24 protein-coding genes are annotated in these 21780 nt (G+C 73.3%); 8 read left to right on the top strand and 16 right to left on the bottom strand.

What is annotated here, in order from left to right:
- Positions 1-3 precede the first annotated feature (3 nt).
- On the top strand, positions 4-1404 hold the full coding sequence (locus tag C2L59_RS27310; protein WP_103347836.1) for a family 2B encapsulin nanocompartment shell protein: 1401 nt from the start codon (positions 4-6) through the stop codon (positions 1402-1404).
- 676 nt (positions 1405-2080) lie between these two features.
- Here C2L59_RS27310 and C2L59_RS27300 read toward each other — a convergent pair.
- A complete protein-coding gene (locus tag C2L59_RS27300) occupies positions 2081-2356 on the bottom strand; it encodes a hypothetical protein (protein ID WP_146060449.1) in 276 nt (91 codons plus the stop codon).
- Between the two features lie 104 nt (positions 2357-2460).
- Here C2L59_RS27300 and C2L59_RS27295 point away from each other — a divergent pair, with 104 nt between their 5' ends.
- Entirely contained in the window at positions 2461-2814 is a 354-nt protein-coding gene (locus tag C2L59_RS27295) for a VOC family protein (protein ID WP_103352353.1), read from the top strand.
- Here C2L59_RS27295 and C2L59_RS27290 read toward each other — a convergent pair.
- The 7 genes from C2L59_RS27290 to C2L59_RS50455 all read right to left on the bottom strand — a co-directional run bounded on the left by C2L59_RS27290 (position 2811) and on the right by C2L59_RS50455 (position 8720).
- On the bottom strand, positions 2811-3812 hold the full coding sequence (locus C2L59_RS27290; RefSeq protein WP_103352352.1) for a proline racemase family protein: 1002 nt from the start codon (positions 3810-3812) through the stop codon (positions 2811-2813). The two genes, C2L59_RS27295 and C2L59_RS27290, sit on opposite strands and share 4 nt — an antisense overlap.
- Entirely contained in the window at positions 3813-4724 is a 912-nt protein-coding gene (locus C2L59_RS27285; RefSeq protein WP_103352351.1) for a dihydrodipicolinate synthase family protein, read from the bottom strand. It abuts the gene before it with no gap.
- Entirely contained in the window at positions 4721-6007 is a 1287-nt protein-coding gene (locus C2L59_RS27280; protein ID WP_103352349.1) for an NAD(P)/FAD-dependent oxidoreductase, read from the bottom strand. The genes C2L59_RS27285 and C2L59_RS27280 overlap by 4 nt, the downstream gene beginning before the upstream one ends.
- Positions 6004-6270, bottom strand: coding sequence for a (2Fe-2S)-binding protein (locus C2L59_RS27275; RefSeq protein ID WP_103352347.1), 267 nt, complete (start codon positions 6268-6270; stop codon positions 6004-6006). The genes C2L59_RS27280 and C2L59_RS27275 overlap by 4 nt, the downstream gene beginning before the upstream one ends.
- Positions 6267-7424, bottom strand: a complete 1158-nt coding sequence (locus tag C2L59_RS27270; RefSeq protein WP_103352346.1) for an FAD-binding oxidoreductase — start codon at positions 7422-7424, stop codon at positions 6267-6269. Before C2L59_RS27270 ends, C2L59_RS27275 begins: the two co-directional genes overlap by 4 nt.
- Positions 7425-7477: 53 nt before the next feature.
- A complete protein-coding gene (locus tag C2L59_RS27265; RefSeq protein ID WP_103352345.1) occupies positions 7478-8092 on the bottom strand; it encodes a helix-turn-helix domain-containing protein in 615 nt (204 codons plus the stop codon).
- A 280-nt stretch (positions 8093-8372) separates the two neighbouring features.
- Positions 8373-8720 carry a hypothetical protein gene (locus C2L59_RS50455; RefSeq protein ID WP_103352344.1) on the bottom strand — a complete coding sequence of 116 codons (348 nt, stop codon included), beginning with the start codon at positions 8718-8720 and terminating at the stop codon, positions 8373-8375.
- Here C2L59_RS50455 and C2L59_RS50450 point away from each other — a divergent pair.
- Both C2L59_RS50450 and C2L59_RS27250 read left to right on the top strand, forming a co-directional pair.
- Positions 8646-9173: a methyltransferase gene (locus C2L59_RS50450; protein WP_370444785.1), complete on the top strand. Its 528-nt coding sequence runs from the start codon at positions 8646-8648 to the stop codon at positions 9171-9173. The genes C2L59_RS50455 and C2L59_RS50450 overlap by 75 nt on opposite strands.
- Complete coding sequence (locus tag C2L59_RS27250; protein WP_103352341.1) at positions 9170-10045, top strand: DUF2268 domain-containing protein; 876 nt, start codon at positions 9170-9172, stop codon at positions 10043-10045. The genes C2L59_RS50450 and C2L59_RS27250 overlap by 4 nt, the downstream gene beginning before the upstream one ends.
- Positions 10046-10072: 27 nt before the next feature.
- On the opposite strand, the gene C2L59_RS27245 is transcribed toward C2L59_RS27250, so the two are convergent.
- Both C2L59_RS27245 and C2L59_RS27240 read right to left on the bottom strand, forming a co-directional pair.
- Positions 10073-10369 carry a DUF1540 domain-containing protein gene (locus C2L59_RS27245; protein ID WP_103352339.1) on the bottom strand — a complete coding sequence of 99 codons (297 nt, stop codon included), beginning with the start codon at positions 10367-10369 and terminating at the stop codon, positions 10073-10075.
- Between the two features lie 118 nt (positions 10370-10487).
- On the bottom strand, positions 10488-12509 hold the full coding sequence (locus tag C2L59_RS27240) for a phosphocholine-specific phospholipase C (protein WP_103352338.1): 2022 nt from the start codon (positions 12507-12509) through the stop codon (positions 10488-10490).
- 165 nt (positions 12510-12674) lie between these two features.
- Between C2L59_RS27240 and C2L59_RS27235 the strand changes: the two genes are divergently transcribed.
- Complete coding sequence (locus tag C2L59_RS27235; RefSeq protein WP_103352336.1) at positions 12675-13211, top strand: MarR family winged helix-turn-helix transcriptional regulator; 537 nt, start codon at positions 12675-12677, stop codon at positions 13209-13211.
- Complete coding sequence (locus C2L59_RS27230) at positions 13208-13570, top strand: hypothetical protein (protein ID WP_103352334.1); 363 nt, start codon at positions 13208-13210, stop codon at positions 13568-13570. The genes C2L59_RS27235 and C2L59_RS27230 overlap by 4 nt, the downstream gene beginning before the upstream one ends.
- 191 nt (positions 13571-13761) lie before the next feature.
- On the opposite strand, the gene C2L59_RS27225 is transcribed toward C2L59_RS27230, so the two are convergent.
- Entirely contained in the window at positions 13762-14991 is a 1230-nt protein-coding gene (locus C2L59_RS27225; protein WP_103352333.1) for an MFS transporter, read from the bottom strand.
- A 110-nt stretch (positions 14992-15101) separates the two neighbouring features.
- Here C2L59_RS27225 and C2L59_RS27220 point away from each other — a divergent pair, with 110 nt between their 5' ends.
- Positions 15102-15818 (top strand): helix-turn-helix transcriptional regulator, encoded by a 717-nt coding sequence (locus C2L59_RS27220; protein WP_103352331.1) that lies wholly within the window; start codon positions 15102-15104, stop codon positions 15816-15818.
- Positions 15819-15976: 158 nt separating this feature from the next.
- On the opposite strand, the gene C2L59_RS27215 is transcribed toward C2L59_RS27220, so the two are convergent.
- Genes C2L59_RS27215 through C2L59_RS27200 form a run of 4 tightly spaced genes read right to left on the bottom strand, consistent with a single transcriptional unit; the run spans position 15977 to position 19773 of the window.
- The gene (locus tag C2L59_RS27215; protein ID WP_233223718.1) at positions 15977-16369 is read right to left on the bottom strand and encodes a phosphotransferase; all 393 of its coding nucleotides are present in this window, start codon (positions 16367-16369) and stop codon (positions 15977-15979) included.
- A gap of 40 nt (positions 16370-16409) precedes the next feature.
- A complete protein-coding gene (locus tag C2L59_RS27210) occupies positions 16410-17150 on the bottom strand; it encodes a succinate dehydrogenase/fumarate reductase iron-sulfur subunit (protein WP_103352330.1) in 741 nt (246 codons plus the stop codon).
- Positions 17147-19069, bottom strand: coding sequence for a fumarate reductase/succinate dehydrogenase flavoprotein subunit (locus C2L59_RS27205; RefSeq protein ID WP_103352328.1), 1923 nt, complete (start codon positions 19067-19069; stop codon positions 17147-17149). Before C2L59_RS27205 ends, C2L59_RS27210 begins: the two co-directional genes overlap by 4 nt.
- 2 nt (positions 19070-19071) lie before the next feature.
- Positions 19072-19773, bottom strand: coding sequence for a succinate dehydrogenase cytochrome b subunit (locus C2L59_RS27200; protein ID WP_103352327.1), 702 nt, complete (start codon positions 19771-19773; stop codon positions 19072-19074).
- An 82-nt stretch (positions 19774-19855) separates the two neighbouring features.
- Here C2L59_RS27200 and C2L59_RS27195 point away from each other — a divergent pair, with 82 nt between their 5' ends.
- Positions 19856-20788 (top strand): LysR family transcriptional regulator, encoded by a 933-nt coding sequence (locus C2L59_RS27195; protein WP_103352326.1) that lies wholly within the window; start codon positions 19856-19858, stop codon positions 20786-20788.
- Positions 20789-20848: 60 nt separating this feature from the next.
- Here the strand turns inward: C2L59_RS27195 and C2L59_RS27190 are convergent, their stop codons facing one another.
- Complete coding sequence (locus tag C2L59_RS27190) at positions 20849-21697, bottom strand: LLM class F420-dependent oxidoreductase (protein WP_103352324.1); 849 nt, start codon at positions 21695-21697, stop codon at positions 20849-20851.
- Positions 21698-21780 lie beyond the last annotated feature (83 nt).

The following is a 21780-nucleotide window of genomic DNA, read 5'->3' as shown; positions in this document are numbered from 1 at the left end:
CCGGTGGATGCCCTGAACACCGACGAACAGGCGCCGTCGAGCCTGAGCCGGGCCGCCGCCCGCACCCTCGCCACCACCACCAAATCCGTCCCCCAAATGCAAGGCATCTCCACCCGCTGGCTCCTCAAACTCCTCCCCTGGGTCGAAGTCTCCGGCGGGGCCTACCGCGTCAACCGCCGCCTCTCCTACGCCGTCGGCGACGGCCGCGTCACCTTCACCACCACCGGCGCCCAGGTCCGCGTCATCCCCCCCGAACTCGGCGAACTCGCCCCCCTACGCGGCTACGACGACGAAGACGTCCTCACCGAACTCGCCGCCCGCTTCACCCAACACGACTACCAACCCGGCGACACCCTCGTCGAATTCGGCTCCCCCGCCGACCACGTCCACCTCATCGCCCACGGCAAAATCACCAAAACCGGCACCGGCGCCTACGGCGACCAAGTCGTCCTCGGCACCCTCGCCGACGGCGACTACTTCGGCGACACCACCCTCACCCAACACGACGGCATCTGGGAATTCACCGCCAAAGCCGTCACCACCACCACCGTCCTCACCCTCCCCCGCCACGACTTCGACGACGTCCTCGCCCGCTCCCAAACCCTCCAAACCCACCTGGCGAGCTACCTCGCCCGCAACAGCGACACCGCCCGCAACGACCACGGCGAAGCCGAAATCTCCCTCGCCTCCGGCCACGACGGCGAACCCGTCCTCCCCTCCACCTTCGTCGACTACGAAGCCCGCCCCCGCGAATACGAACTATCGGTGGCCCAGACGGTCCTGCGCGTCCACTCCCGCGTCGCCGACCTCTACAACCAGCCCATGAACCAGATCGAACAACAACTCCGCCTCACCGTCGAGGCACTGCGGGAACGCCAGGAACACGAACTGATCAACAACACCGACTTCGGGCTCCTCCACAACGCCGACTTCGCCCAACGCGTCCCCACCCGCACCGGCCCACCCACCCCCGACGACCTCGACCACCTGCTCACCCTCGTCTGGAAAGACCCCGGCTTCTTCCTCGCCCACCCCAAAACCATCGCCGCCTTCGGCCGCGAATGCACCAAAGCCGGCCTCTACCCCGCAAGCGTCGACTACGGCGGCCACCACGTCCCCGCCTGGCGCGGCATCCCCATCCTGCCCTGCAACAAAATCCCCGTCACCGAAACCCGCACCAGCTCCATCCTGCTCATGCGCACCGGCGAACAAGCCCAAGGCGTCGTCGGCCTCCACCAAACCGGCCTGCCCGACGAATACCAACCCGGCCTCAACGTCCGCTTCATGGGCATCAACGAACAAGCCATCATCTCCTACCTCGTCTCCGCCTACTACTCCGCCGCCGTCCTCGTCCCCGACGCCCTCGCCGTCCTCGAAGCCGCCGAAATCGGCCGGGAGGAGTAACCCGCACCCGGAATCCGTCGTGCCCTCCTGCTGCTGGCCGCCACGGTCATCGGCCCCGGTGTCGGTGCCGGGCTCGTTCCCCTCGTCCGCGAAGTTTCCCGATCCCTCCAAGCGGATCGACGGCACCCGCATCACGGCCAAGTCGGACTGGCGGTGCCGGCGCGAGGAGATCAATAAGCTGGCCGAGCGCACGATCTACGGTCAGAAACCGGCGAAGCCGGCCACCGTCAGCGGCACCGTGGCGGGCACGAACAGCACCGTCAACGTGACCGAAAACGGCCGCAGCGCGACGTTTTCCGCCGGCGTGCAGCTGCCCAGCGGGTCGCGACCGATCCCCAGCCGTGTTCGTGGTGGGCGGGTTCGGCGCGGGCACCGCCACGATGAAGGCGTCCGGCGCCGCCGTAATCAGTCACGACCCCCTGGCCGTCGGCAGAGAAGGCACCCACTGCCCCACCCGCCCCGAAGGGCGCACGCCGCTGCAGCAGGACATCCGGAAGTTGCTGCTGAAGCCCGGCAGCGCGGCCGGCACGTTCCGGATTTCGCCCCGGAAGCAGGGAAACCCGGCGGACTGGCGCGACCGGCCGGCCCCAGTCCTCACTGACGGCCCGGGGACTCCGACGACGCCGGTTCCCCCGGGCGACACCTGCACCGGCACGACAGCAAGTTGCGCCGCGGGCTAGCGGCGGGGCTCGTCCAGCTCTTCGGCAGGCCACCGGGCCAGAAAGGCACCGAGAGCGTCGTCGATGAGCACCCCGCGCGCGGTCGGCTCGTAGTCGGCGCCGAGGTGCTCGGTGAAGGCTCCGCTCATCACGTCGATGACCGCTTCCTGCTGGTCGGGTGTGGGCCTCTCGCGGGCCTGCAGCGCGGCCAGCAACCCGGGATCCCGTTCGCGGAGCAGCTGGACGAGGACGGCCCGGAACTTGCCGGGCACCTCGTCGATGACGTTGCGCACGCCCACCTCCCCCGGCTCCGTGCCCGACCGTACCGAACGCGGCCGGGGTGGGCGACCGCGTGTCGCCCACCCCGCGCGCGCCGTCGCGCTGGCAGGATCGCGCCATGGAACGCGTGCTCGGCATCGGTGGGTACTTCATCCGCGCTTCGGACCCCGCCGCCCTCGGCGCCTGGTACCGGGACTGCCTCGGCCTCGACACCGGCGAACACGGCGTCTGGCAGCAGGAGCCCGGCCCCACCGTCTTCGCGCCCTTCGAAGCCGGGACCGGCTACTTCGGCTCGCGCTCGCAGCAGACCATGCTCAACTTCCGGGTCCGCGACCTCGACGCCATGCTCGCCCAGCTGCGCGAGCGCGGCGCCGACGTGGCCGACGACGTCCAGGACATGCCCGGCGCCGGGCGGTTCGGGTGGGTCACCGATCCCGAAGGGAACCGGGTCGAGCTCTGGCAGCCGGCCTAGAGGACGAAGCCCGTCGGGAACGGGTCGGCCGGATCCAGCAGGTACGTTGCCGTGCCGGTGATCCACGCGCGGCCCGAGAACTCCGGGACCACCGCCGGCACGCTGCCGACCGTCGTCTCGGCGATCAGCTCGCCCGTGAACGTCGTGCCGATGAACGACGCGTTCTCGAACGGCGTGTGCAGGGGCAGCTCGCCGCGGGCGTGCAGCTGGGCCATCCGGGCCGACGTGCCCGTGCCGCACGGCGAGCGGTCGAACCAGCCCGGGTGGATGGCCATCGCGTTCCGCGACGCGCGGGCGTCCGAACCGGGCGCGAGGAACTGGACGTGCTTGCAGCCGCCGATCAGGGGATCGGCCGGGTGCTTCGGCGGGCGCTGCTCGTCGATCGCGGCCATGATCGCCAGGCCGGCCGTCAGGATGCGGTCCTTCTCCGCGCGGTCGAACGGGATGCCGAGCCGGGCCAGGTCCAGGATGGCGTAGAAGTTGCCGCCGTACGCGAGGTCGTAGCGGACGGAACCCAGGCCCGGCACGGAGACCTCGGCGTCGCGCTCGGCGAGGAACGAGGGGACGTTGCGCAGCTTCACGCGCTCGGCGTGCCCGTCGCGGACCGACACCTCGGCGTGCACCAGCCCGGCCGGCGTGTCCAGGCGGACCACCGTCGTCGGCTCGGTCACCTCGACCATGCCGGTCTCCACCAGCACCGTGGCCACGCCGATCGTGCCGTGGCCGCACATCGGCAGGCAGCCGGACACCTCGATGTACACCACGCCCCAGTCGGCGTCGTCGCGGCAGGGCGGCTGGAGGATCGCGCCGCTCATCGCGGAGTGGCCGCGTGGCTCGTTCATGAGGAACTGCCGCAGGTGGTCCAGGTGCGCCATGAAGTAGCGACGGCGCTCGGCCATCGTGTCACCCGGGATCGGGCCGACGCCGCCGGTCACCACCCGGGTCGGCATGCCCTCGGTGTGCGAGTCGACCGCCGTGATCGCGCGCGAGGAACGCATCTACGCCACCCCCAGCGCCGAGAGCGCGCGGCCCATGTCGGCGCGGACCTGTTCGCGGTGCGCGTCCGAGAGCGGCCCCCGCGGCGGGCGGCACGGCCCGCCGCGGCGGCCGACCATGTCCATCCCCAGCTTGATGGCCTGGACGAACTCGGTTCGCGAGTCCCAGCGGAACGCCGCCACCAGCGGTTCGTACAGCGCCCGGGCCTGTTCGAGCTTGCCCGCCGTGGCGAGCTCGAACAGGCGCGCCGACTCGGCCGGGAACACGTTGGGGAACCCGGCGAACCAGCCGGTGGCGCCCATCAGCAGGCTCTCCAGGACGACGTCGTCGGCGCCGCCGATCACGGCCAGCCCCGGTGCCCGCTCGCGGATCTCCAGCACCCGGCGGACGTCGCCGGAGAACTCCTTGACGGCCACGACGTTGTCGATCTGCGCGAGCTCGGCCAGCAGGTCCGGCGTCAGGTCGACCTTGGTGTCCAGCGGGTTGTTGTAGACCATCACCGGCAGCCCGGCCGACGCCACCGCTGCGAAGTGGGCGACCACCTCGCCGCGGTTGGCGCGGTAGAGCGTCGGCGGCAGGCAGAGCACGCCGTGCGCGCCGTCTTCGGCCGCCGCCTCGGCCCACGCGCGGGCCTGGTGCGCGCCCGGGGCGTGCACGCCGGCGACGACGATCCCGTCGGACCCGACGGCCTCGATCGCGGTGCGGGCGACGCGGCGGCGTTCGTCGTCGGTGAGCGAGGAGTACTCGCCGAGGGAGCCGTTCGGGCCGACCCCGCGGCAGCCGTTGTCCACGAGCCAGCGGCAGTGCTCGGCGTAGGCGTCGTAGTCGACGGCCAGCCCGGCGGGCGCGCTGTCGTCGGCCCGGTAGGGCAGCGCGGCGGCGACGACCACGCCGCCGAGGTCGCGGGTGCTCATGCTGGGGTCTCCTTCGGATCGGCGAGCTCGCCCAGGCGGATCGGCTGGGCGATCGGACGGTGGTGCCGCTCGGGGGTGCCGCACAGGTCGGCGACGGCGGCACCGCACATCCGGCCCTGGCACGGCCCGAGCCCGGCGCGGGTGCCGAGCTTGAGCGCGTGCGGGCCCGGTGCGGCCGGGTCGGCGACGGCTCGTTCGAGGTCGTCGTAGGTGGTTTCTTCGCAGCGGCAGACGATCGTGTCCGTTCGCAGCCAGCCGCGCCACGCCGGGCCGATCGGGTGCGCGGCGGCGAGCCGCCGGGCGAACGCCCGGGCGTGGGCACGCTTCCGGAGCAGGGCGCGGCTCGGTGTCCCGCCGGCGGCGGCCCGCCCGGCGATCGCGCCTTCCGCCGCGGCGGCGGCCGCACCGCCGATACCGGTGAGCTCGCCGGCGGCGAACACGCCGGAGACGCTCGTGCGCTGGTCGGGACCGACGCGGACGAACCCGCCGTCGAGGGCGCAGCCGGCCGCGACGGCCAGTTCGGGTTGCGGCACGAAGCCGTGGGAGACGCAGAGGGCGTCGACCTCGTGGGTGCGTTCGGTGCCGGGGACGACCGACCAGTCCGCGCGGACGCGGGCGGTGACGGCTTCGCGGACCCGGTCGTCCCCGCGGGCTTCGATGACCGTCCGGCCCAGGTGGTACGGCACCCGGTGCCGGGCCAGCGTGCCGGCGTAGCGGCCCAGTTCCCCCAGCTTGCCGACGTGCGCGGCGGCCCGCCACGACCATCCGTCGAGGACGGCCGGCAGCGGGTTCGCTTCCAGGACCGCGAGGACGCCGGCTCCGGCGTGCAGGAGCGATCCGGCGACCGGCAGCAGGAACGGCCCGGCCCCGGCGACGAGTACGCGCCGCCCGACGGCAACCCCCTCGCCCTTGGCCAGCGCCTGCGCTGCGCCCGCGGTGAAGACGCCGGGCAGCTGCCAGCCGGGGAAGGGCAGGACGCGGTCGTGCGCGCCGGTGGCCAGGACGAGCGCGTCGGGTTCGAGGGTGTGGCGCGCCCGGTCCGTCCCGTCGGCCGGGCCGCGCAGGACGTGCACCCGCTTGCCCTCCAGGGCCCAGACGGTGCTTTCCGGCCACCACGTGCACCGGTCGAGGAGCGGCCCGAACCGGTGCGCGGCGCCCCGGTGGTACTGCCCGCCGGGCGTGTCCGCCTGGTCCAGGACGGTGACTTCGGCACCGGCGTCCAGCGCATGCCCGGCGGCTGCGAGCCCGGCGGGCCCGGCCCCGATGACGACGACGTGCGTCACGCGCCCTCCACCCGGGACTGGGTCCGGACGTCGTCGCCGTCGGCGGCGCGACGGCGGCAGGCACGGACGTCGGCGACGCCGTTCACGGTGAGCAGGCAGTCGAAGCAGGCGCCGATCCCGCAGAAGACACCGCGCGGCGCGCCGGAGCGCGTGGTGCGCCAGGACCGCCGTCCGGCGGCGAGCAGCACGCCGGCGACGGTCTGCCCGGCGACACCGGTCACGGTCTCGCCGTCGACCGTGATCGCGATCGGCCGCCCGGTCACGCCAGCACCGCCGGACGGTCCACAGTGAACTCCGCCACCGGCATGGACGGTTCCTCGCCGGTCAGCAGCTCGCGCAGGAGCAACGCCGTGCCCACGCTCAACCCGATCCCCGCCCCTTCGTGTCCCGTTGCGTGCCACAGGTTTTCCAGCCTCGGGTCTTCGCCCAGCACCGGCAGGTGGTCGTCGACGTAGGGCCGGAAGCCGCCGTACGCGCGCATCACCGCCGCGTTCGCCAGGGCCGGGAACAGCCGGACCGCCTTGGCCGCGATCGCGCCCAGCACTCCCGGGGAGATCGTGTCGTCGAACCCGACGCGGCGGCGCGACGAGCCGATCAGCACCGTGCCTCCCCGCGTCGACTCCACCACCGCCGACGTCTGCAGGTCACCGCTGCCTGTGCCGACCGCGCCGACGTAGTCCGCGTCGTAGACCTTGTGCCGCACCACACCCGGCATCGGCGTGGTCACCAGGACCTCGCCGCGGCGGGGGCGGACCGCGATCGGCGCGCCCATGCGGGCCGACACGAGTCCCGCCCACGGGCCCGCCGCGTTCACCACGACGTCGGCCTCGAGCACTTCGCCGCGCACCCGGACGCCCGTGATCCGGCCGCCGCGGACCACCGCGCCCGTCACCTCGGCGTCGGTGCGCAGCCGCGCGCCGTGGGCGAGCGCCGAGCCCAGCAGGGCCAGCGCGGCGCCGGCCGGCTGGACCTGGGCGTCCTCCGGGTAGCGGACCGCGGCGGTCACCTCCCGGGTCAGCGCGGGTTCGGCCGCCGCGACGTCCGCCGCCGACAGGTGCTCGGTGCGCACGCCGGCCGCGGCCTGGGCCCCGGCGAACGCGACGAGCGCGCCGGCGCCGGCTTCGGTGGTGGCGACGACGATGCCGCCCTTCGGGTCGAACTCCGCCGCGGCCGCCGCGCGCGGCTCGAACTCCGCCACCAGCCGCGGCCACAGCCGGGCGGACAGCTGCGCGAGCGCGAGTTCCGCGCCGGGTCCCTTGTCGGAGACCAGGATGTTGCCCTCGCCGTGCGAAGTCGTGCCGCCCGCGGGCCGGCCGCGGTCGAGGACCAGGACGTCGAAGCCGGCCCGGGCGAGCTCCCCGGCGCACGCCGCGCCGACGATGCCGGCGCCGATCACCACCACGCGCGTTCGGTTCATCGACCCTCCCAGCGTTCGGTATAGCGAACGATAGGTGTCCGGGCCGAGGGGTGTCAATCCTGCAGGACGGGGTGCGGCCGGCCGTCGAGCCGTTCGTCCGCGCGGTACTGCAGCAGGAGCACCGAGTGCACCGGGGCGGCGAGCGGGGTGTAGCTGTGCGGCTCGCGGGCGTCGAACGCGACGTAGTCGCCGGGCCCGAGGTCGACGGTCCGCCCGGCCACCTCGACGCGCAGCTCACCGGTCTGCACGACGGTGTGCTCGACACCGACGTGTCCCTGCGACCGCTGCGGCGCGTCCCCGCGGACCACCTGGTCGTACACCTCGAAAACGCTGTTCCCGGCTTCGATGCGGCGCAACGGCCGCAGGTCGATGCCCTCGCCGCGGAGCACCTCGACCCCGGCGGCCCGCACGACGGTCAGCCCGCCGCGCGGCCGGTGGTCGAGCAGGTCGGAGATCGCCACCTCCAGGACCCGGGACAGGCTGAACACGGTCTCGATGGTCGGGTTGCCGGTGCCGCCCTCCAGCTGCGACAGCGTCGCCTTGCCGATCCCCGAGCGCCGGGACAGCTCGGACAGCGACAGGCCGCGCGCCGCCCGGGCCGCCCGCAGGTTCACCGCGAGCATGTCGCGGATCGACGGGCCGCCGTCATCGTTCGGTAAAGCGTCCATCGGCCGCGCCCTTCGTTCGGTTTGCCGATCGGGCCGGGCTAATGATGCCACGCCGTGAACAACCTGGGCGGGTGAACCAGTCGATCCTCGCCATGGCCGATCTGGCGACCCCCATGGCCATCCGGGTGGCGGCGACCCTCAGCCTCGCCGAACACGCGGGCGGCGGAGCCACGGCCGCCGGACTCGCGTCCGGAACCGGCGCGCCGGCCCCGGCGTTGACCTGCCTGCTCGATCACCTCGTCACGGCCGGGGTCTTCGCGTTCGACGCGGAGTCCGGCCGCTACCGGCCCACGGAGCTCGGTGCGCAGCTGCGGGCGGACGCACCCGAGGGCGTCAAGCCGCTGCTCGACATCCACTGCGCCGGCGGGCGCGCCGAACTCGCCTTCGCCGACCTGCTGGGCACGATCACCACCGGCGAGCCCGCGTACGAACGCCGGTACGGGCGCGGGTTCTGGGCCGACATCGACGCCGAGCCGCGGCTGCGGCGCTCGTTCGACGCCCAGATGACCTGGCGGTTCCGGACCCAGGCGCCGCAGATCGCCGCGCGCTTCGGCTGGGCCGGTTCCCCCGGATCGTCGACGTCGGCGGGGGTGACGGCGTCCTGCTCGCGGAGATCCTGCGCGCCCATCCCGCGGTGCGCGGCGAGGTGCTGGACCTGGCGCCGTCGGCGACCGCGGCGGCCGACCGGTTCGCGGCGGCCGGGTTCGGCGACCGGGCCGGCGCGGTGTCCGGCAGCTTCTTCGACCCGCTGCCCGCGGGCGCCGACGCCTACGCGCTGTCCGACATCCTGCACGACTGGGACGACGAGCACGCCCGCCGGATCCTGACCGCGTGCCGGGAGGCCGCCGGGCCGGCCGGGACGGTGGTGGTGATCGAGCCGCTGCGAGCAGGCGCGGGCACGGCGATGGACCTGTTCATGCTGATGTGCTTCGGCGGCCGGGAACGGACGGCGGGCGAGCTGACCGACCTGGCGGCGGACTGCGGCCTGGTCCTGCGCGACACGGTCGCGGTGTCCGACGGCCGGACGGCCCTCGAGTTCTTGACTCTCCAGCCGCAGGAGACTTTACCGTCGCGGACATGACGATCACGGTCCTCGACACCTACCCGGCGATGCAGGCGATCCTGCAGGCGCCGACCGGCCGGCCCGAGCTGCTGCGGGAGATGCTGCAGCCGGCGGCGGGCATGTACCGGTACTTCCCGGGCGAACCGGACCTGGTCGCGATGCACGCGATGGGGTCGGGTTTCCCCCTCGACCGCGACGGCGAGCGGTGCCTCGAAGCGCTCGAAGCCCTGCACGACGCGGACGCGTGGACGCGGATCCGGCGCGCGCTCGGCGAGGCCGCCGCCGCGTTGCCGGGTGTCACCGTGCCGGACATCGTGGTCCTGCTGGTGCTGGGCGACCCGGGCGACGAGTACTTCATGGGCCCGGCGGCGGGTGTGGTGGGCAACGGCAGCGTGCCGGGGTACGTGTACCTGAACGTGTGGCCGTTCCCGGCAAACCTGGCCCGCCTGGAGGCGACGGCGGTCCACGAGCTGCACCACAACCTCCGCTACGCCCCGGGCGGCGTGGTGTGGGACCCGGCGACGGTGACGGTCCGGGAGCAGGTGGTGTCCGAGGGCCTGGCGGACGCCTTCGCCCGGCAGCTGCACGGCGACGAGCTGGGCTACACGCGCATCGGAGTGCCGCACCTGGCCGACGACGCGGTGTTCGCGAAGGTGCTGTCCGGCCTGGAGGTGACGGGCATGCGGAACTTCACCGCCTGGGTCCACGGCGACGCGGCGGCGGCCCGCTTCGGAGCAACCCCGGTCGGCCTGCCGACGGGCGCGGGCTACGCGGCGGGCAACCGGCTGGTGGACGCGTACCTGGCGGCCACCGGCCGGACCGCGGCGGAGGCGCTGCACGCGGACAGCCGGGAGGTCGTGGAGGTGGGCCGGGCCCACCTCGCGGCCTGACCCCGCCGCGAGGTGCCCGAGCCCCCGTTACGGCGTGTACGTCAGGCAGTTCGCCGCGTGGCCGCCGTCGCCCGGGCCGACGCGGATGCTCGATGCCGTGCACTCCAACGACGAATTGTGGCGGCAGTCCACTCGCGAACACGCGCCGACCTGGGCCACCACCCGGTCCAGGCCGCCCTTCGTGTTCAGCGGGACGAACGTTCCGCAGTCCGCCGATCCGTTGCCGCCGCCGACCGTGATCGCGAACGCGTGGCAGCCGTCGTGGTTGTAGGAACAGCCGCTCACCGTGCACTCGTGCACGGCCGGCATTTCGGTGGTGGTCATCCGCACTCCTGGTTCCGTGGTGGGAAAGCAGTCGATCTCCCGACGCTCCCACCCCGGCCGCGGCCCCGCAACGCGCGGGCCCACGGCCGGGTGAACCTCCCGCCCGATCGGGCCAGGCTCAGTGCGAAACGATGTTCGGGTCGCTGACGCTCGGCCGCCCGGTCTCGAAGTGGCCCGCCACGCGCCGCAGGAAGTGCGGGTCCTGGTCCGAACCGATCGAGACGTCGTACCAGTTGCCGCTGCGCCGCGTCTCCACCGATTCGACCACCCGCGCCCCCGGCTTCAGCAGGCGCGTCGTCGAGCAGCGCCCGTACGCGTCCGTCAGCGTCAGCCGCGCCGCCGTCGAGCCGCTGTTCGTGAGCACCAGCTGCAGGTTCCCGCTGCGTCCCTCCGGCCGCACGCTCACCTCGGGACCGGCGCCGCCGCCGCGGAACCGGCGGACGAAACCGTTCGGTCCGTACACCGTGTAGTCGTAACCACCGCCGGACACCGGCAGCGTGGCGGTGAGCGAGCGGCCGGCGCCGGCGGTGTAGGTGCGCGGGTCGCCGCCCGGCGTCGCCACGTAGAACGTCGCGCCCGCGCGGCCCTGGTTGGCGAACGTCACGTGCAGGCCGTCCGCCGCCAGCCGGGCGTCGGCCGCCAAGTCGTACGGCAGGGCGCGGGCCGGGCGCTGCCCGGGCTCCTGCTTCGGCAGCACCGTGCGGGCCGGGACCGCCGGCACGTAGTCCGGGTGGCGCTCGCGGTCCGGCGGGAGGTAGCCCGCGGTGTCCGGCAGCGCCGGGACCGCCGTGTCCGTGCGCGCGAAGTCGAACGCCGAAGTCAGGTCACCGCAGACCGACCGGCGCCACGCCGAGATGTTCGGCTCCTGCACGCCGAACCGGCGTTCGACGAACCGGATGATCGACGTGTGGTCGAACGTCTCCGAGCACACCCAGCCGCCCTTGCTCCACGGCGACACCACCAGCATCGGCACGCGCTGGCCGAGCCCGTACGGGCCGGCCGGGTTCGACGCCGACCCCGGGTAGATCTCGCCCGCGGTGTCCACAGTGGACTGCCCGGCCGTCGCGTACGGCGGGACGACGTGGTCGAAGAAGCCGTCGTTCTCGTCGTAGGTGATGAACAGCGCGGTCTTGCTCCACACCTCCGGGTTCGCGGTGAGCGCGTCAAGCACCTGCGCGATGTACCAGGCGCCGTAGTTCACCGGCCAGTTCGGGTGCTCGCAGAACGCCTCCGGCGCGGTGATCCAGGAGACCTGCGGCAGGTTGCCCGCCTTGACGTCGGCGCGGAGCCGGTCGAAGTAGCCCTCGCCCGCCTTGGCGTTCGTGCCGGTGCGGGCCTTGTCGTAGAGCGGGTCGCCGGGCTTGGCGTTGCGGTAGGAGGTGAAGTACAGCAGCGAATTGTCGCCGTAGTTGCCGCGGTAGGCGTCGTCGATCCAGCCCCAGCCGCCGGCGGCGTCGAGGCCGTCGCCGATGTCCTGGTAGATCTTCCACGACACGCCCGCCTTCTCCAGGCGCTCGGGGTAGGTCGTCCAGGAATAGCCCTTTTCGTCGTTGCCGAGGACCGGCCCGCCGCCGCTGCCGTCGTTGCCCGTGTACCCGGTCCACATGTAGTAGCGGTTCGGGTCGGTCGAGCCCATGAACGAGCAGTGGTAGGCGTCGCAGATGGTGAACGAGTCGGCGAGGGCGTAGTGGAACGGGATGTCCTCGCGGGTCAGGTACGCCATCGTGGTCGAGCCCTTCGCGGGCACCCACTTGTCGTACCGGCCGCCGTTCCACGCCGCGTGCGTGTCCTTCCAGCCGTGCGGGAGGTCCTGGATGAACTGCAGGCCCAGGTTGTCCGCGTCGGGGCGGAAGGGCAGGATGTCGCGCTTGCCGTCCGACTGCTCCCACACCGACTTGCCGGAGGCCAGGGTCACCGGCCGCGGGTCGCCGAAGCCGCGGACGCCGCGCAGCGTGCCGAAGTAGTGGTCGAACGACCGGTTCTCCTGCATCAGCACCACGATGTGCTCGACGTCCCGCAGCGTCCCGGTGCGGTGGTGCGCCGGGATTTCGGCCGCGCGGGCGATGCTCGTGGAGAGGGCGGAAAGGGCGGCGGTGCCGCCGGCCAGCTGCAGGAAACGCCGTCGGTTGACGTCCGTCATGGGGACTCCGGGGGTGTCGTGGTGAAGAGCCGGGTCAGTATGGGTGTCCGTTCGAGAACCTGTGCCGGGACTGAGGCTAACTCCGCGCGAAAGCCTGGTTAACGGCTGCGAGCGGACAGGCTCTTGACGGAGATACGGAAGCACGTACTAATGTAGTGCTTCACTATGAACGACGTACCGAACTTCGCCCGCGATCCCGGCGACCGGCTCTACTCCCCCGACGTCCGCAGTGCGCTGGCCGGGTTCACCCTCGGCGAGGACACCGGCGTGCTGGAAGCCGCCGCGGCCGTCCGCACGGCCGCGCGGAGCCTCGACCAGCTGCGCTCGCGGGGCACGGACAGCCGCGGCCTCAGCCCGGGCGCCCTCGACATCCTGATCCGGCTCGGCACCGGCGGCTCCCACGTCAAGGACCTCGCCGCCTCCGCCGGGGTCAGCTCCCGGAACGTGACCGGCCTGGTCGACACCCTGGAACGCGCCGGGTTCGCCGAGCGGGTCCCCGACCCGCGCGACCGGCGGTCGGTGCTGGTCCGGATCACCCCGGACGGCCGGACCTGGCTCGAGGAGTTTCGCCGGCCCTCGCAGCTGGCGATGGCCGCGCTCTTCCGCGGGTTCACCGCCGAAGAAACGACGCAGCTGCGGCACCTGTGCCTGCGGCTGGTGGAAAACCAGCACCACCTCGCCCGCTACCTGGAGGACCGATGACCACCCGCGACACCGTTCAGGCCTACCACCGGGCCCGCTTCGCCGGCGACGTCACGGCCGCGGCCGCACAGCTGGCGGACACCTTCGCCTTCCGGAGCCCGCTGATCACCTCCGCCGACGCGCGCGGTCACCTCGACGGGCTGGCCGCGTTCGTCGGGATCGTCACGGAAGTGGAGATGCTCAGCGAGCTCTACGGCGACTCGGAGGCCACGCTGGTCTACGACGTGCACACCGCCACGCCGGTCGGCGTCCAGCACACCGCCGAGCACTTCCGGTTGCGGGACGGGAAAATCGAGGCCATTTCGCTGATCTTCGACGCGACGCGCTGGCACCCGCTGATGGCGGCCGGGCGGCGGTGAACCGTCCGGGGGGAAGCAGTCCCGCTTCCGCTCAGCGGAGGTCTGAGGGGGGTCGACCTGCGAGCGGAAGCGGGAGTTCGTGGCCGGTACGGGGGTCGCCTCGCGGCGAAAAGCACAACACGGCTCCAGCACCAGCGGTATTCCGTGGAGGCAAGGGGTGAGGCCCGGGGACACCGCCGTACCGACACCCTTTACAACGTCGCGCCACCGCCGGTGTTCCGGCCGGCCGGGGTGACGTGCGTCGCTCGGCCGGCCGGCTCGCGCGTGCGGACCGCCCAGCGGCTCAACGCCGGTACGGGGGCGACGGCGGCGAGGAACACCAGGGCCACCAGCAGCCAGCCCGGGCCGCCGAGCCCGCCCACGGCGAGCGTGAACACACCGGGGCCGACCATCTGCACGGTGGCCGTGGCCGCTTCGGTGACGCCCTGGTAGGCGCCCTTGGCGTCTTCGCGCATCAGCCGCACCGACAGGCCCCAGCCGGCGGCCACGTAACCGAGCTCCCCCACGATGTGCAGCAGCGCGGCCAGCACCACGACCGTGACGGCGCCCGCGCCCGCGCCACCGGACGTCGTGGCCAGCAGCACGCAGCTCGCGGCGAGCGCGACGCCGGACAGCACCGCCGTCCGCGCGGCCTGGGCCACCGTGCGCGCGAACCGCGCGAACGGCACCTGGAACACCGCGATGCCGACCGAACTCAGCACGACCACGACGCCGCCCAGGCCCAGCGGCAGGTGCGTCCGGCCGGCCAGCCAGAGCGGCAGCCCGGCCGACAACATGGCCCAGCACAGGGAAAGCACCGCGGTCGCCGCGACGACGGCCAGGTACGGCCGGTCGCGCAGCACCGCCCGGGCGGCCGTCCGTTCCGCCGGCCGCGGGGCGGGCGCGGGAACCCGCAGCATCGCGGCGGCGAGCACGAGGAAGCTGACGGCGTTGACGGCGATGGCCAGGGTGTAGACCCACCGCGTGTCGGCGGTCAGCACGAGCGCGCCGAGGCCGGCTCCGGCGGCGTACCCGACGTGCTGGGCGACCCGCTGCTGCGCCAGCACGCGCACCCGTTCCGCGGGCTCGGTGACCAGCCCGGTGATCAACGCCGTCCGCACCGCGGTCCCGCCGGTCGCCAGCGCGGTGAAGGGCACGGTGACGGCCATGAACGACCAGGTGGAGCCGACCGCCAGGTAGGCGGCCATCGCGGCGCCCCGCACGAGGGTGAGCACGATCAGCACCGGCCGCGCGCCGGCCCGGTCGGCCAACGCCCCCAGCGGTACGGCGGCGGCCATGCCGGCCGCGCTGGCCACGGCCAGCCCGGCGCCCACCGCGACCGGCGGGATACCGGCGATCCGGGTGAAGTACAGCGCCCAGATCGTGAACCACAGGCCGTCGCCCAGGGCGGACACCCCGCGGCCCCAAAGCAGGCTTCGCATGCAACCACCCTTCACGAGAGCCTGAATGGTAAGCACGGACGCGGCCGGCGTGCAACGACCATTCAGCAATGCGTGAACCGTGTTAGGCTCGGGTCCGGAAGGGACGGGTGATGGGCGGACTGGTCGATGCGGGCAACGCCGTCCAGGGCGCGATCGTCGAGCTGACGCGCGAACTGGCCGATCCCGTGCGGCTCACGGCGTTGCAGGTGCTGGCGGCCGAAGGCCCGCACACGATGGTGCAGCTGGCCGACGCCCTCGGCGTCACCGCGCCGCGGCTGGGCAACCACCTGGCCCGGCTGCGCGCGGCCGGGCTGGTGACCGTCGAGCACACCGGACGGCACGCCCTGTACCGCGCCGGCCGCGACGACCTCCTGCCGGTGCTCACCGCTCTGGCGCACTACGCGGGCAACGATTCGATCGCCCCGCCGGACCGCACCGAGTCGGGCGCGGACATCGCGCACACGTGCTACGACCACGCCGCCGGACGGCTCGGCATCGCGGTGTTCGCCCTGCTCGTCGACCGCGGCGCCCTGCGCCCGCCCGACGGTTCGACCCCGGAGACGGCGCTCGGTGACGACCTTTCGGCGTTCCACGACCTCGGAGTCTCGCCGGCGGAGGTGGACTGCGGCCGCCGCCGCCCGGCGACGGCCTGCCTCGACCGGACCCACCGCGTCCCGCACCTCGGCGGCGTCCTCGGGCACGAGGTCCTGGCCACGTTCCTCGCCGACGGCCTGGTCCGCCGGGGCACCGCGGACCGCGAGCTACGCATCACCGCGCGCGGCCGGCGGCGGTTCGGCGCGCTGTTGCCCGGCTTCGCGTTCGGCTGAGTACTCGGCGCGCAGCCGGCGCTTCACGCGGCTGATCACCCCACGCCGCCGCCGGTCCGGGACCCGCCTACCCGGCTTCGCCCTCGCCCGGATACTCCGCGCGCGGCCAGCCCATCGCACAGCCGATCACCCCACGCCGCCGCCGGTCCGGGACCCGCCTACCCGGCTCCGCCCTCGCCCGGATACTCCGCGCGCGGCCAGCCCATCGCACAGCCGATCACCCCACGCCGCCGCCGGTCCGGGACCCGACCACGGAAGGGATAGCCGGCGCCGGGACGGCCCACCGCCACCGGCCCGGGGACGGGCCGCGGCAGCCGCGGCGCGAGCCGGGGCAGCCACCGCTGTTCCTTGCCGACCGCCAACGCGTACCCGGCCGCGCTGGGCAGGCGCGCCACCAGGTCGTCGCCGAGGTGGAAGGTGAAGTTGTCCCACCCGCCCCGGGCCACCGGCCGGACCGGGCGGTCCGCCCAGTGCGGGAACTGGTCGAGGACCAGGCGGCGCACCTGGCCGGCGTCGACGGTGATGCGCTCCGGGCGCGGGAGATCGGGCACGCCCCGAGTCGACCGGCGCGACGCACCCCGGCGCCACCGGTTATCGGGCGCGGCTCGCCGCGAGGAACTCCCGGTTGAGGGTCGTGATGCTCGCGAACGGGATCCCCTTCGGGCAGGACGCCACGCACTCGCCGGTGTTGGTGCAGCCGCCGAAGCCCTCGGCGTCCATCGCGTCCACCATGTCGAGCACGCGGCGGGCGCGTTCGGGGCCGCCCTGCGGCAGCAGGCTCAGGTGGGTCACCTTCGCCGCCGTGAAGAGGGTCGCCGAGCCGTTCGGGCAGGCCGCCACGCAGGCACCGCAGCCGATGCACGTCGCGTTGTCGAACGCCAGGTCCGCGTCCGGCTTGGGGACCGGGGTCGCGTGGGCGTCCGGGGCGCTGCCGGTGGGCGCGCTGACGTACCCGCCGGCCTGGACGATCCGGTCGAGCGCCGACCGGTCGACGACCAGGTCCTTGACCACCGGAAACCCCTTGGCGCGCCACGGTTCCACGTCGACGACGTCGCCGTCGGCGAAGGAGCGCAGATGCAGCTGGCACGACGTCGTGCGTCCGGGCCCGTGCGCCTGCCCGTTGATCACGACGCCACACGAGCCGCAGATGCCCTCCCGGCAGTCGTGGTCGAACGCCACCGGTTCGTCGCCGGCTTCGATCAGCTGCTGGTTGAGCACGTCGAGCAGTTCGAGGAAGGACATGTCCGGGCCGAGGCCGTCGACCGGGTAGCTGACGAGGCGGCCTTCGGCGGCCGGGCCGGCCTGCCGCCAGACGCGGACGGTGAGTTTCACGTGTAGCTCCGTCGGGTCGGGTGGACCTGTTCGAAGACCAGGTCCTCGCGGTGCAGCACCGGTGGTGTGCCGTACTCCCACGCGGCGACGTGGGCGAAGTTCTCGTCGTCCCGCAGCGCTTCGCCGTCCGGGGTCTGGTGTTCCTCGCGGAAATGACCGCCGCACGACTCCTCACGCGCGAGCGCGTCGACGAGCATCAGCTCGGCCAGCTCCAGGAAGTCCGCGACCCGGTTCGCCTTCTCCAGCTCCTGGTTGAACTCCCGGCCGCCGCCGGGGATCCGGACGTCGCGCCAGAACTCGGCGCGCAGCTCCGGCACCCGGTCCAGCGCCTTGCGCAGGCCTTCGCGGGTGCGGGACATCCCGCAGTGGTCCCACATCAGCAGGCCCAGTTCGCGGTGGAACGCATCGACCGAGCGCGTGCCCCGGACGGCCAGCAGCCGGTCGATCCGGGCGCGGACCTCGGCCTCCACCCGCGCGGCTTCGCCCGCGTCGACGTCGCCGAGGCGCGTGCCGCCGAGGTAGTCGTTCACCGTCGCGGGCAGCACGAAGTAGCCGTCGGCGAGGCCCTGCATGAGGGCGGACGCGCCGAGCCGGTTGGCGCCGTGGTCGGAGAAGTTCGCTTCGCCGATCACGAACAGGCCGGGGATGGTGCTCTGCAGGTCGTAGTCGACCCACAGCCCGCCCATCGTGTAGTGGATGGCCGGGTAGATCCGCATCGGCACGGTGTACGGGTCCTCCGCGGTGATCCGCTGGTACATGTCGAAGAGGTTGCCGTACCGGGCTTCGATCGCCGGGCGGCCCAGACGCGCGATCGCGTCGGCGAAGTCGAGGTACACGCCGAGGCCGCCGGGGCCGACGCCGAGACCCGCGTCGCAGACGTTCTTCGCCGCCCGCGAGGCGATGTCGCGCGGTACCAGGTTGCCGAAGCTCGGGTACAGGCGTTCGAGGTAGTAGTCGCGGTCGCCCTCGGGGATCTCCCCCGGCGGCCGCGGGTCGCCGGGCGATCGCGGCACCCAGATCCGGCCGTCGTTGCGCAGCGACTCGCTCATCAGCGTCAGCTTCGACTGGTGCTCCCCCGAGCGCGGGATGCACGTCGGGTGAATCTGGGTGAAGCACGGGTTCGCGAAGTACGCGCCGCGCTTGTGCGCCCGCCAGATCGCCGTGGCGTTGGAGCCCTTCGCGTTCGTCGAGAGGGAGAAGACGTTGCCGTAGCCGCCGGTCGCGAGCACGACGGCGTCCGCGAGGTGCGTGGTGATCTCGCCGGTGACGAGGTCGCGGGCGACGATGCCGCGCGCGCGGCCATCGGCGACGACGAGGTCGAGCATTTCCGTGCGCGCGTGCAGTTCGACGGTCCCGGCGTCGATCTGCCGGGACAACGCCTGGTACGCGCCGATCAGCAGCTGCTGGCCCGTCTGGCCGCGCGCGTAGAACGTCCGCTGCACCTGCACCCCGCCGAAGGACCGGGTGTCGAGCAGGCCGCCGTACTCCCGGGCGAACGGGACGCCCTGGGCCACGGCCTGGTCGATGATCTGCGCCGACACCTGCGCCAGCCGGTACACATTGGACTCGCGGGCGCGGAAGTCACCGCCCTTGACCGTGTCGTGGAAGAGGCGGTACACCGAATCGCCGTCGTTGCGGTAGTTCTTCGCGGCGTTGATGCCGCCTTGGGCGGCGACGGAGTGCGCGCGCCGCGGCGAGTCCTGGAAGCAGAACTGCACGACGTGGTAGCCCTGCTCGGCCAGCGTCGCCCCGGCCGCGCCGCCGGCCAGCCCGGTGCCCACGACGATCACGCGGTGCCGGCGCCGGTTCGCCGGGTTCACCAGCTTCGCGGCGAACTTCCTTTCGTCCCACCGGTTCTCCAGGGGAACGGCGGGGGCCTTGGTGTCGGCGATCGGGTCGCCGGTCAGGTAATCGGCCATGGTCAGTGCACCAGTCCCGTCATGATCGCGACCGGGACGAGGGCGTAGCCGCCCGCGACCGCGACCGCCGTCGTGCTGCCGAGGATCTTGATCGCCCGTTCCCGGCGCGGGCGGGCGACGCCCAGGGTGCGCGCGGCGCTGGTGAAGCCGTGATGGATGTGCAGGCCCAGCATGGCCAGAGCGACGAGGTAGATCACGTTCACCCACCAGACCCGGAAGTCGGCGACGAGGTTGTGGTAGGGGTCGCCGGCGACGAAGTCCCGGTTCACCGTGCCCACGGTGAAGTCGAGGATGTGCCAGACGACGAACACCGCCAGCGTCGCGCCGCCCCAGCGCATCGTCCGGACAGCGAAGCTCGCCCGCGGCCGCCGGTGGACGTAGCGGACCGGCCGCGCGCGCAGGTCGCGCCGGGCCAGCTGCACCGCCGCGGTGACGTGCAGGACCAGCGCGACGAGCAGGACCGCCCGCTGCAGCCAGAGGAACCACTCGCGGCGCAGCACCGGTTCACCGATCGTGCGCAGCCAGCCGGCGTAGTGGTTGAGTTCGGCGGCGCCCAGGAACGTCTTGAGGTTGCCCACCATGTGCGCGAGCACGAAGGCGAGAAGCAAGACGCCGGTGACCGCCATGACGGCTTTCTTGCCGATCGTCGACGCCCAGAAGCGCCGGACGGCCGAGCGCCGGGGCGGCGCGAGCTCAGTGACCACCCGATCGACGGTAGGAGCGCGGCCATCAGAGGTCAAAGACATGAAAACTCTGCTGCCGATAGCCTTGAGCTATCGTGAGCGGATGCAGCTCCAGCAGCTCGCCTACTTCGTCGCCGTGGCCGAACACCGGCACTTCACCCGGGCCGCCGAGCAGGTGCGCGTCGCCCAGCCGTCGCTGTCCCAGCAGATCCGCGCGCTGGAACACGACCTGGGCGCCCCGCTGTTCCACCGGATCCGCGGCAACGTCTCCCTCACCGAAGCCGGCGAGACCCTGCTGCCGATCGCCCGCCGGATCCTCGCCGAGACCGAGACCGCCCGGCGGGCCGTCCGGGAGCTGGCCGAGCTCGACCGCGGCCGGGTCCGGCTGGGCGCACCGCCGAGCCTGTGCACCGGGCTGCTGCCCGCGATGCTCGCCGCGTTCCGCCGCCGGTACCCCGGCATCCAGCTGGAGCTGCACGAAAGCGGCTCGGGCGACCTGCGGCAGCGGCTCGCCGAAGGCGCGCTGGACCTGGCACTGCTGGCGGGCACCCGGACGGCGGCCGGCCCCGGCCTGACGGCGACGCCGCTGCTGCTGGAGGAACTGGTGGTGATCTCGCCGGCTCCTCGCCCGGGCGACCGGCTCGGCATCGAGGAGCTCGCCGACGTCCCGCTGGTGATGTTCCGCCGCGGCTACGACGTCCGGGAGGCCACGGTGAACGCCTGCCGCGCGGCGGGGTTCGAGCCGTCGTTCGCGATCGAGGGCGGCGAGATGGACGCGGTCCTGGAACTGGTCCGCGCGGGGGTGGGGGCGGCGGTGGTCCCGCGCACGGTGGCGGGCGACCGGTTCCCGGTGACCCGGTTCGCGCCGGGCGCCGGGATGACCCGCGTGGTGCAGCTGGCGCTGCGCGAGGACGTGGAGCCGACCCGGGCGGTGCGCGCGCTGCGCACCGCGATCGTGGGGTTCGTCGCCGACCCGGCCCGGCGGGCGAGCCTCCCGCCGGGCATCGAGTCCCTTGTGGACGAAGGGAGCGCTTGACGACGGGCGGAAAGAACACACCCCAAACCCAGTCCCTGGTGGACGAATCGCCACTCGCCCTCAGCCGAGGCCGAACCGCTCCGCGAACGCCGCCATCTCCTCGCGCCGCCGGGCGGGGTCGGCCGTGCCCGGCGTGACCACCACCCGCGTCACCCCCTGGCCGGCCAGCTCGTCCACGTCCTCAGCGGACATGTCGAGCGTCCCCCACCGCGTGTGCTGCAGGCCGTCCGGGTCGCGGCCCGCCTCCCGCGCCGTCGTCCGGGCCAGGCCGAACTGGCGGCGGCGCTCCTCCCCGGTCAGCCGGCCGCCCGGGAACCAGCCGTCGCCGCGCAGGCCCGCGCGGCGCGCCGCCGCCGTGCTCGATCCGCCGACGTGGATCGGGAGCCTGGCCAGGGGTTTCGGGTAGCTGCAGACTCCTTCGAACGAGAAGAACTCGCCGTCGAAATCCGCGCCTTCCTCACCGCCCGACCACAGCAGCCGCAGGACGTCGATCGCCTCGTCGGCCCGGCGGCCCCGGGTCGTGAAGTCCACGCCGGCCGCCCGGGCCTCGCCGGGCAGCGCGCCGACCCCCACCGTCAGGAGCCGCATGCGGCCGCCGGACAGCACGTCGACCGTCGCCAGCCGCTTCGCCAGCACCACCGGGTGGTGGTACGGCAGCAGCAGCACGCCGGTGCCCAGCAGGATGCGGTCCGTCACGGCGGCGACGAAACTCAGGCATTCCAGCGGATCGGCGTACGGCAGCGTCGGCGGCAGCGCCACCGGCCCGATCTTCGCGCCGGGGTACAGCGCGACGTGCTCCGGCAGGTACAACGACTCGAAGCCGCACTCCTCCGCGTCCCGGGCGAACCCGGCGATCGTGTCCGGACCGGCCCCGAAAAACGGCGTGCTGTAACTGATTCCGAATTCCACGACCCGAAGCTAGACGTTGCCGCCGACGTCAAGGCAACCCGCGGTGCTGTCCCGCGATCGGGCGGTACCGGGTTTGGCCGCCG

The sequence above is a fragment of the Amycolatopsis sp. CA-128772 genome, assembly GCF_002904295.1.
Taxonomy (GTDB): domain Bacteria; phylum Actinomycetota; class Actinomycetes; order Mycobacteriales; family Pseudonocardiaceae; genus Amycolatopsis.
This window is presented reverse-complemented; position numbering and strand designations above follow the sequence as displayed.

Excerpts from the sequence above, each read along its gene's own strand:
- C2L59_RS27245 (WP_103352339.1), bottom strand. The coding sequence starts at position 10,369 with ATGACCACCACCGAAATGCCGGCCGTGCACGAGTGCACGGTGAGCGGC.
- C2L59_RS27205 (WP_103352328.1), bottom strand. The coding sequence starts at position 19,069 with ATGGCCGATTACCTGACCGGCGACCCGATCGCCGACACCAAGGCCCCC.
- C2L59_RS27250 (WP_103352341.1), top strand. The coding sequence starts at position 9,170 with ATGACGATCACGGTCCTCGACACCTACCCGGCGATGCAGGCGATCCTG.
- C2L59_RS27295 (WP_103352353.1), top strand. The coding sequence starts at position 2,461 with ATGGAACGCGTGCTCGGCATCGGTGGGTACTTCATCCGCGCTTCGGAC.
- C2L59_RS27225 (WP_103352333.1), bottom strand. The coding sequence starts at position 14,991 with ATGCGAAGCCTGCTTTGGGGCCGCGGGGTGTCCGCCCTGGGCGACGGC.
- C2L59_RS27220 (WP_103352331.1), top strand. The coding sequence starts at position 15,102 with ATGGGCGGACTGGTCGATGCGGGCAACGCCGTCCAGGGCGCGATCGTC.
- C2L59_RS27285 (WP_103352351.1), bottom strand. The coding sequence starts at position 4,724 with ATGAGCACCCGCGACCTCGGCGGCGTGGTCGTCGCCGCCGCGCTGCCC.
- C2L59_RS27290 (WP_103352352.1), bottom strand. The coding sequence starts at position 3,812 with ATGCGTTCCTCGCGCGCGATCACGGCGGTCGACTCGCACACCGAGGGC.
- C2L59_RS27230 (WP_103352334.1), top strand. The coding sequence starts at position 13,208 with ATGACCACCCGCGACACCGTTCAGGCCTACCACCGGGCCCGCTTCGCC.
- C2L59_RS27195 (WP_103352326.1), top strand. The coding sequence starts at position 19,856 with ATGCAGCTCCAGCAGCTCGCCTACTTCGTCGCCGTGGCCGAACACCGG.
- C2L59_RS27270 (WP_103352346.1), bottom strand. The coding sequence starts at position 7,424 with ATGAACCGAACGCGCGTGGTGGTGATCGGCGCCGGCATCGTCGGCGCG.
- C2L59_RS27265 (WP_103352345.1), bottom strand. The coding sequence starts at position 8,092 with ATGGACGCTTTACCGAACGATGACGGCGGCCCGTCGATCCGCGACATG.
- C2L59_RS50455 (WP_103352344.1), bottom strand. The coding sequence starts at position 8,720 with ATGGGCGCGCAGGATCTCCGCGAGCAGGACGCCGTCACCCCCGCCGAC.
- C2L59_RS27235 (WP_103352336.1), top strand. The coding sequence starts at position 12,675 with ATGAACGACGTACCGAACTTCGCCCGCGATCCCGGCGACCGGCTCTAC.
- C2L59_RS27240 (WP_103352338.1), bottom strand. The coding sequence starts at position 12,509 with ATGACGGACGTCAACCGACGGCGTTTCCTGCAGCTGGCCGGCGGCACC.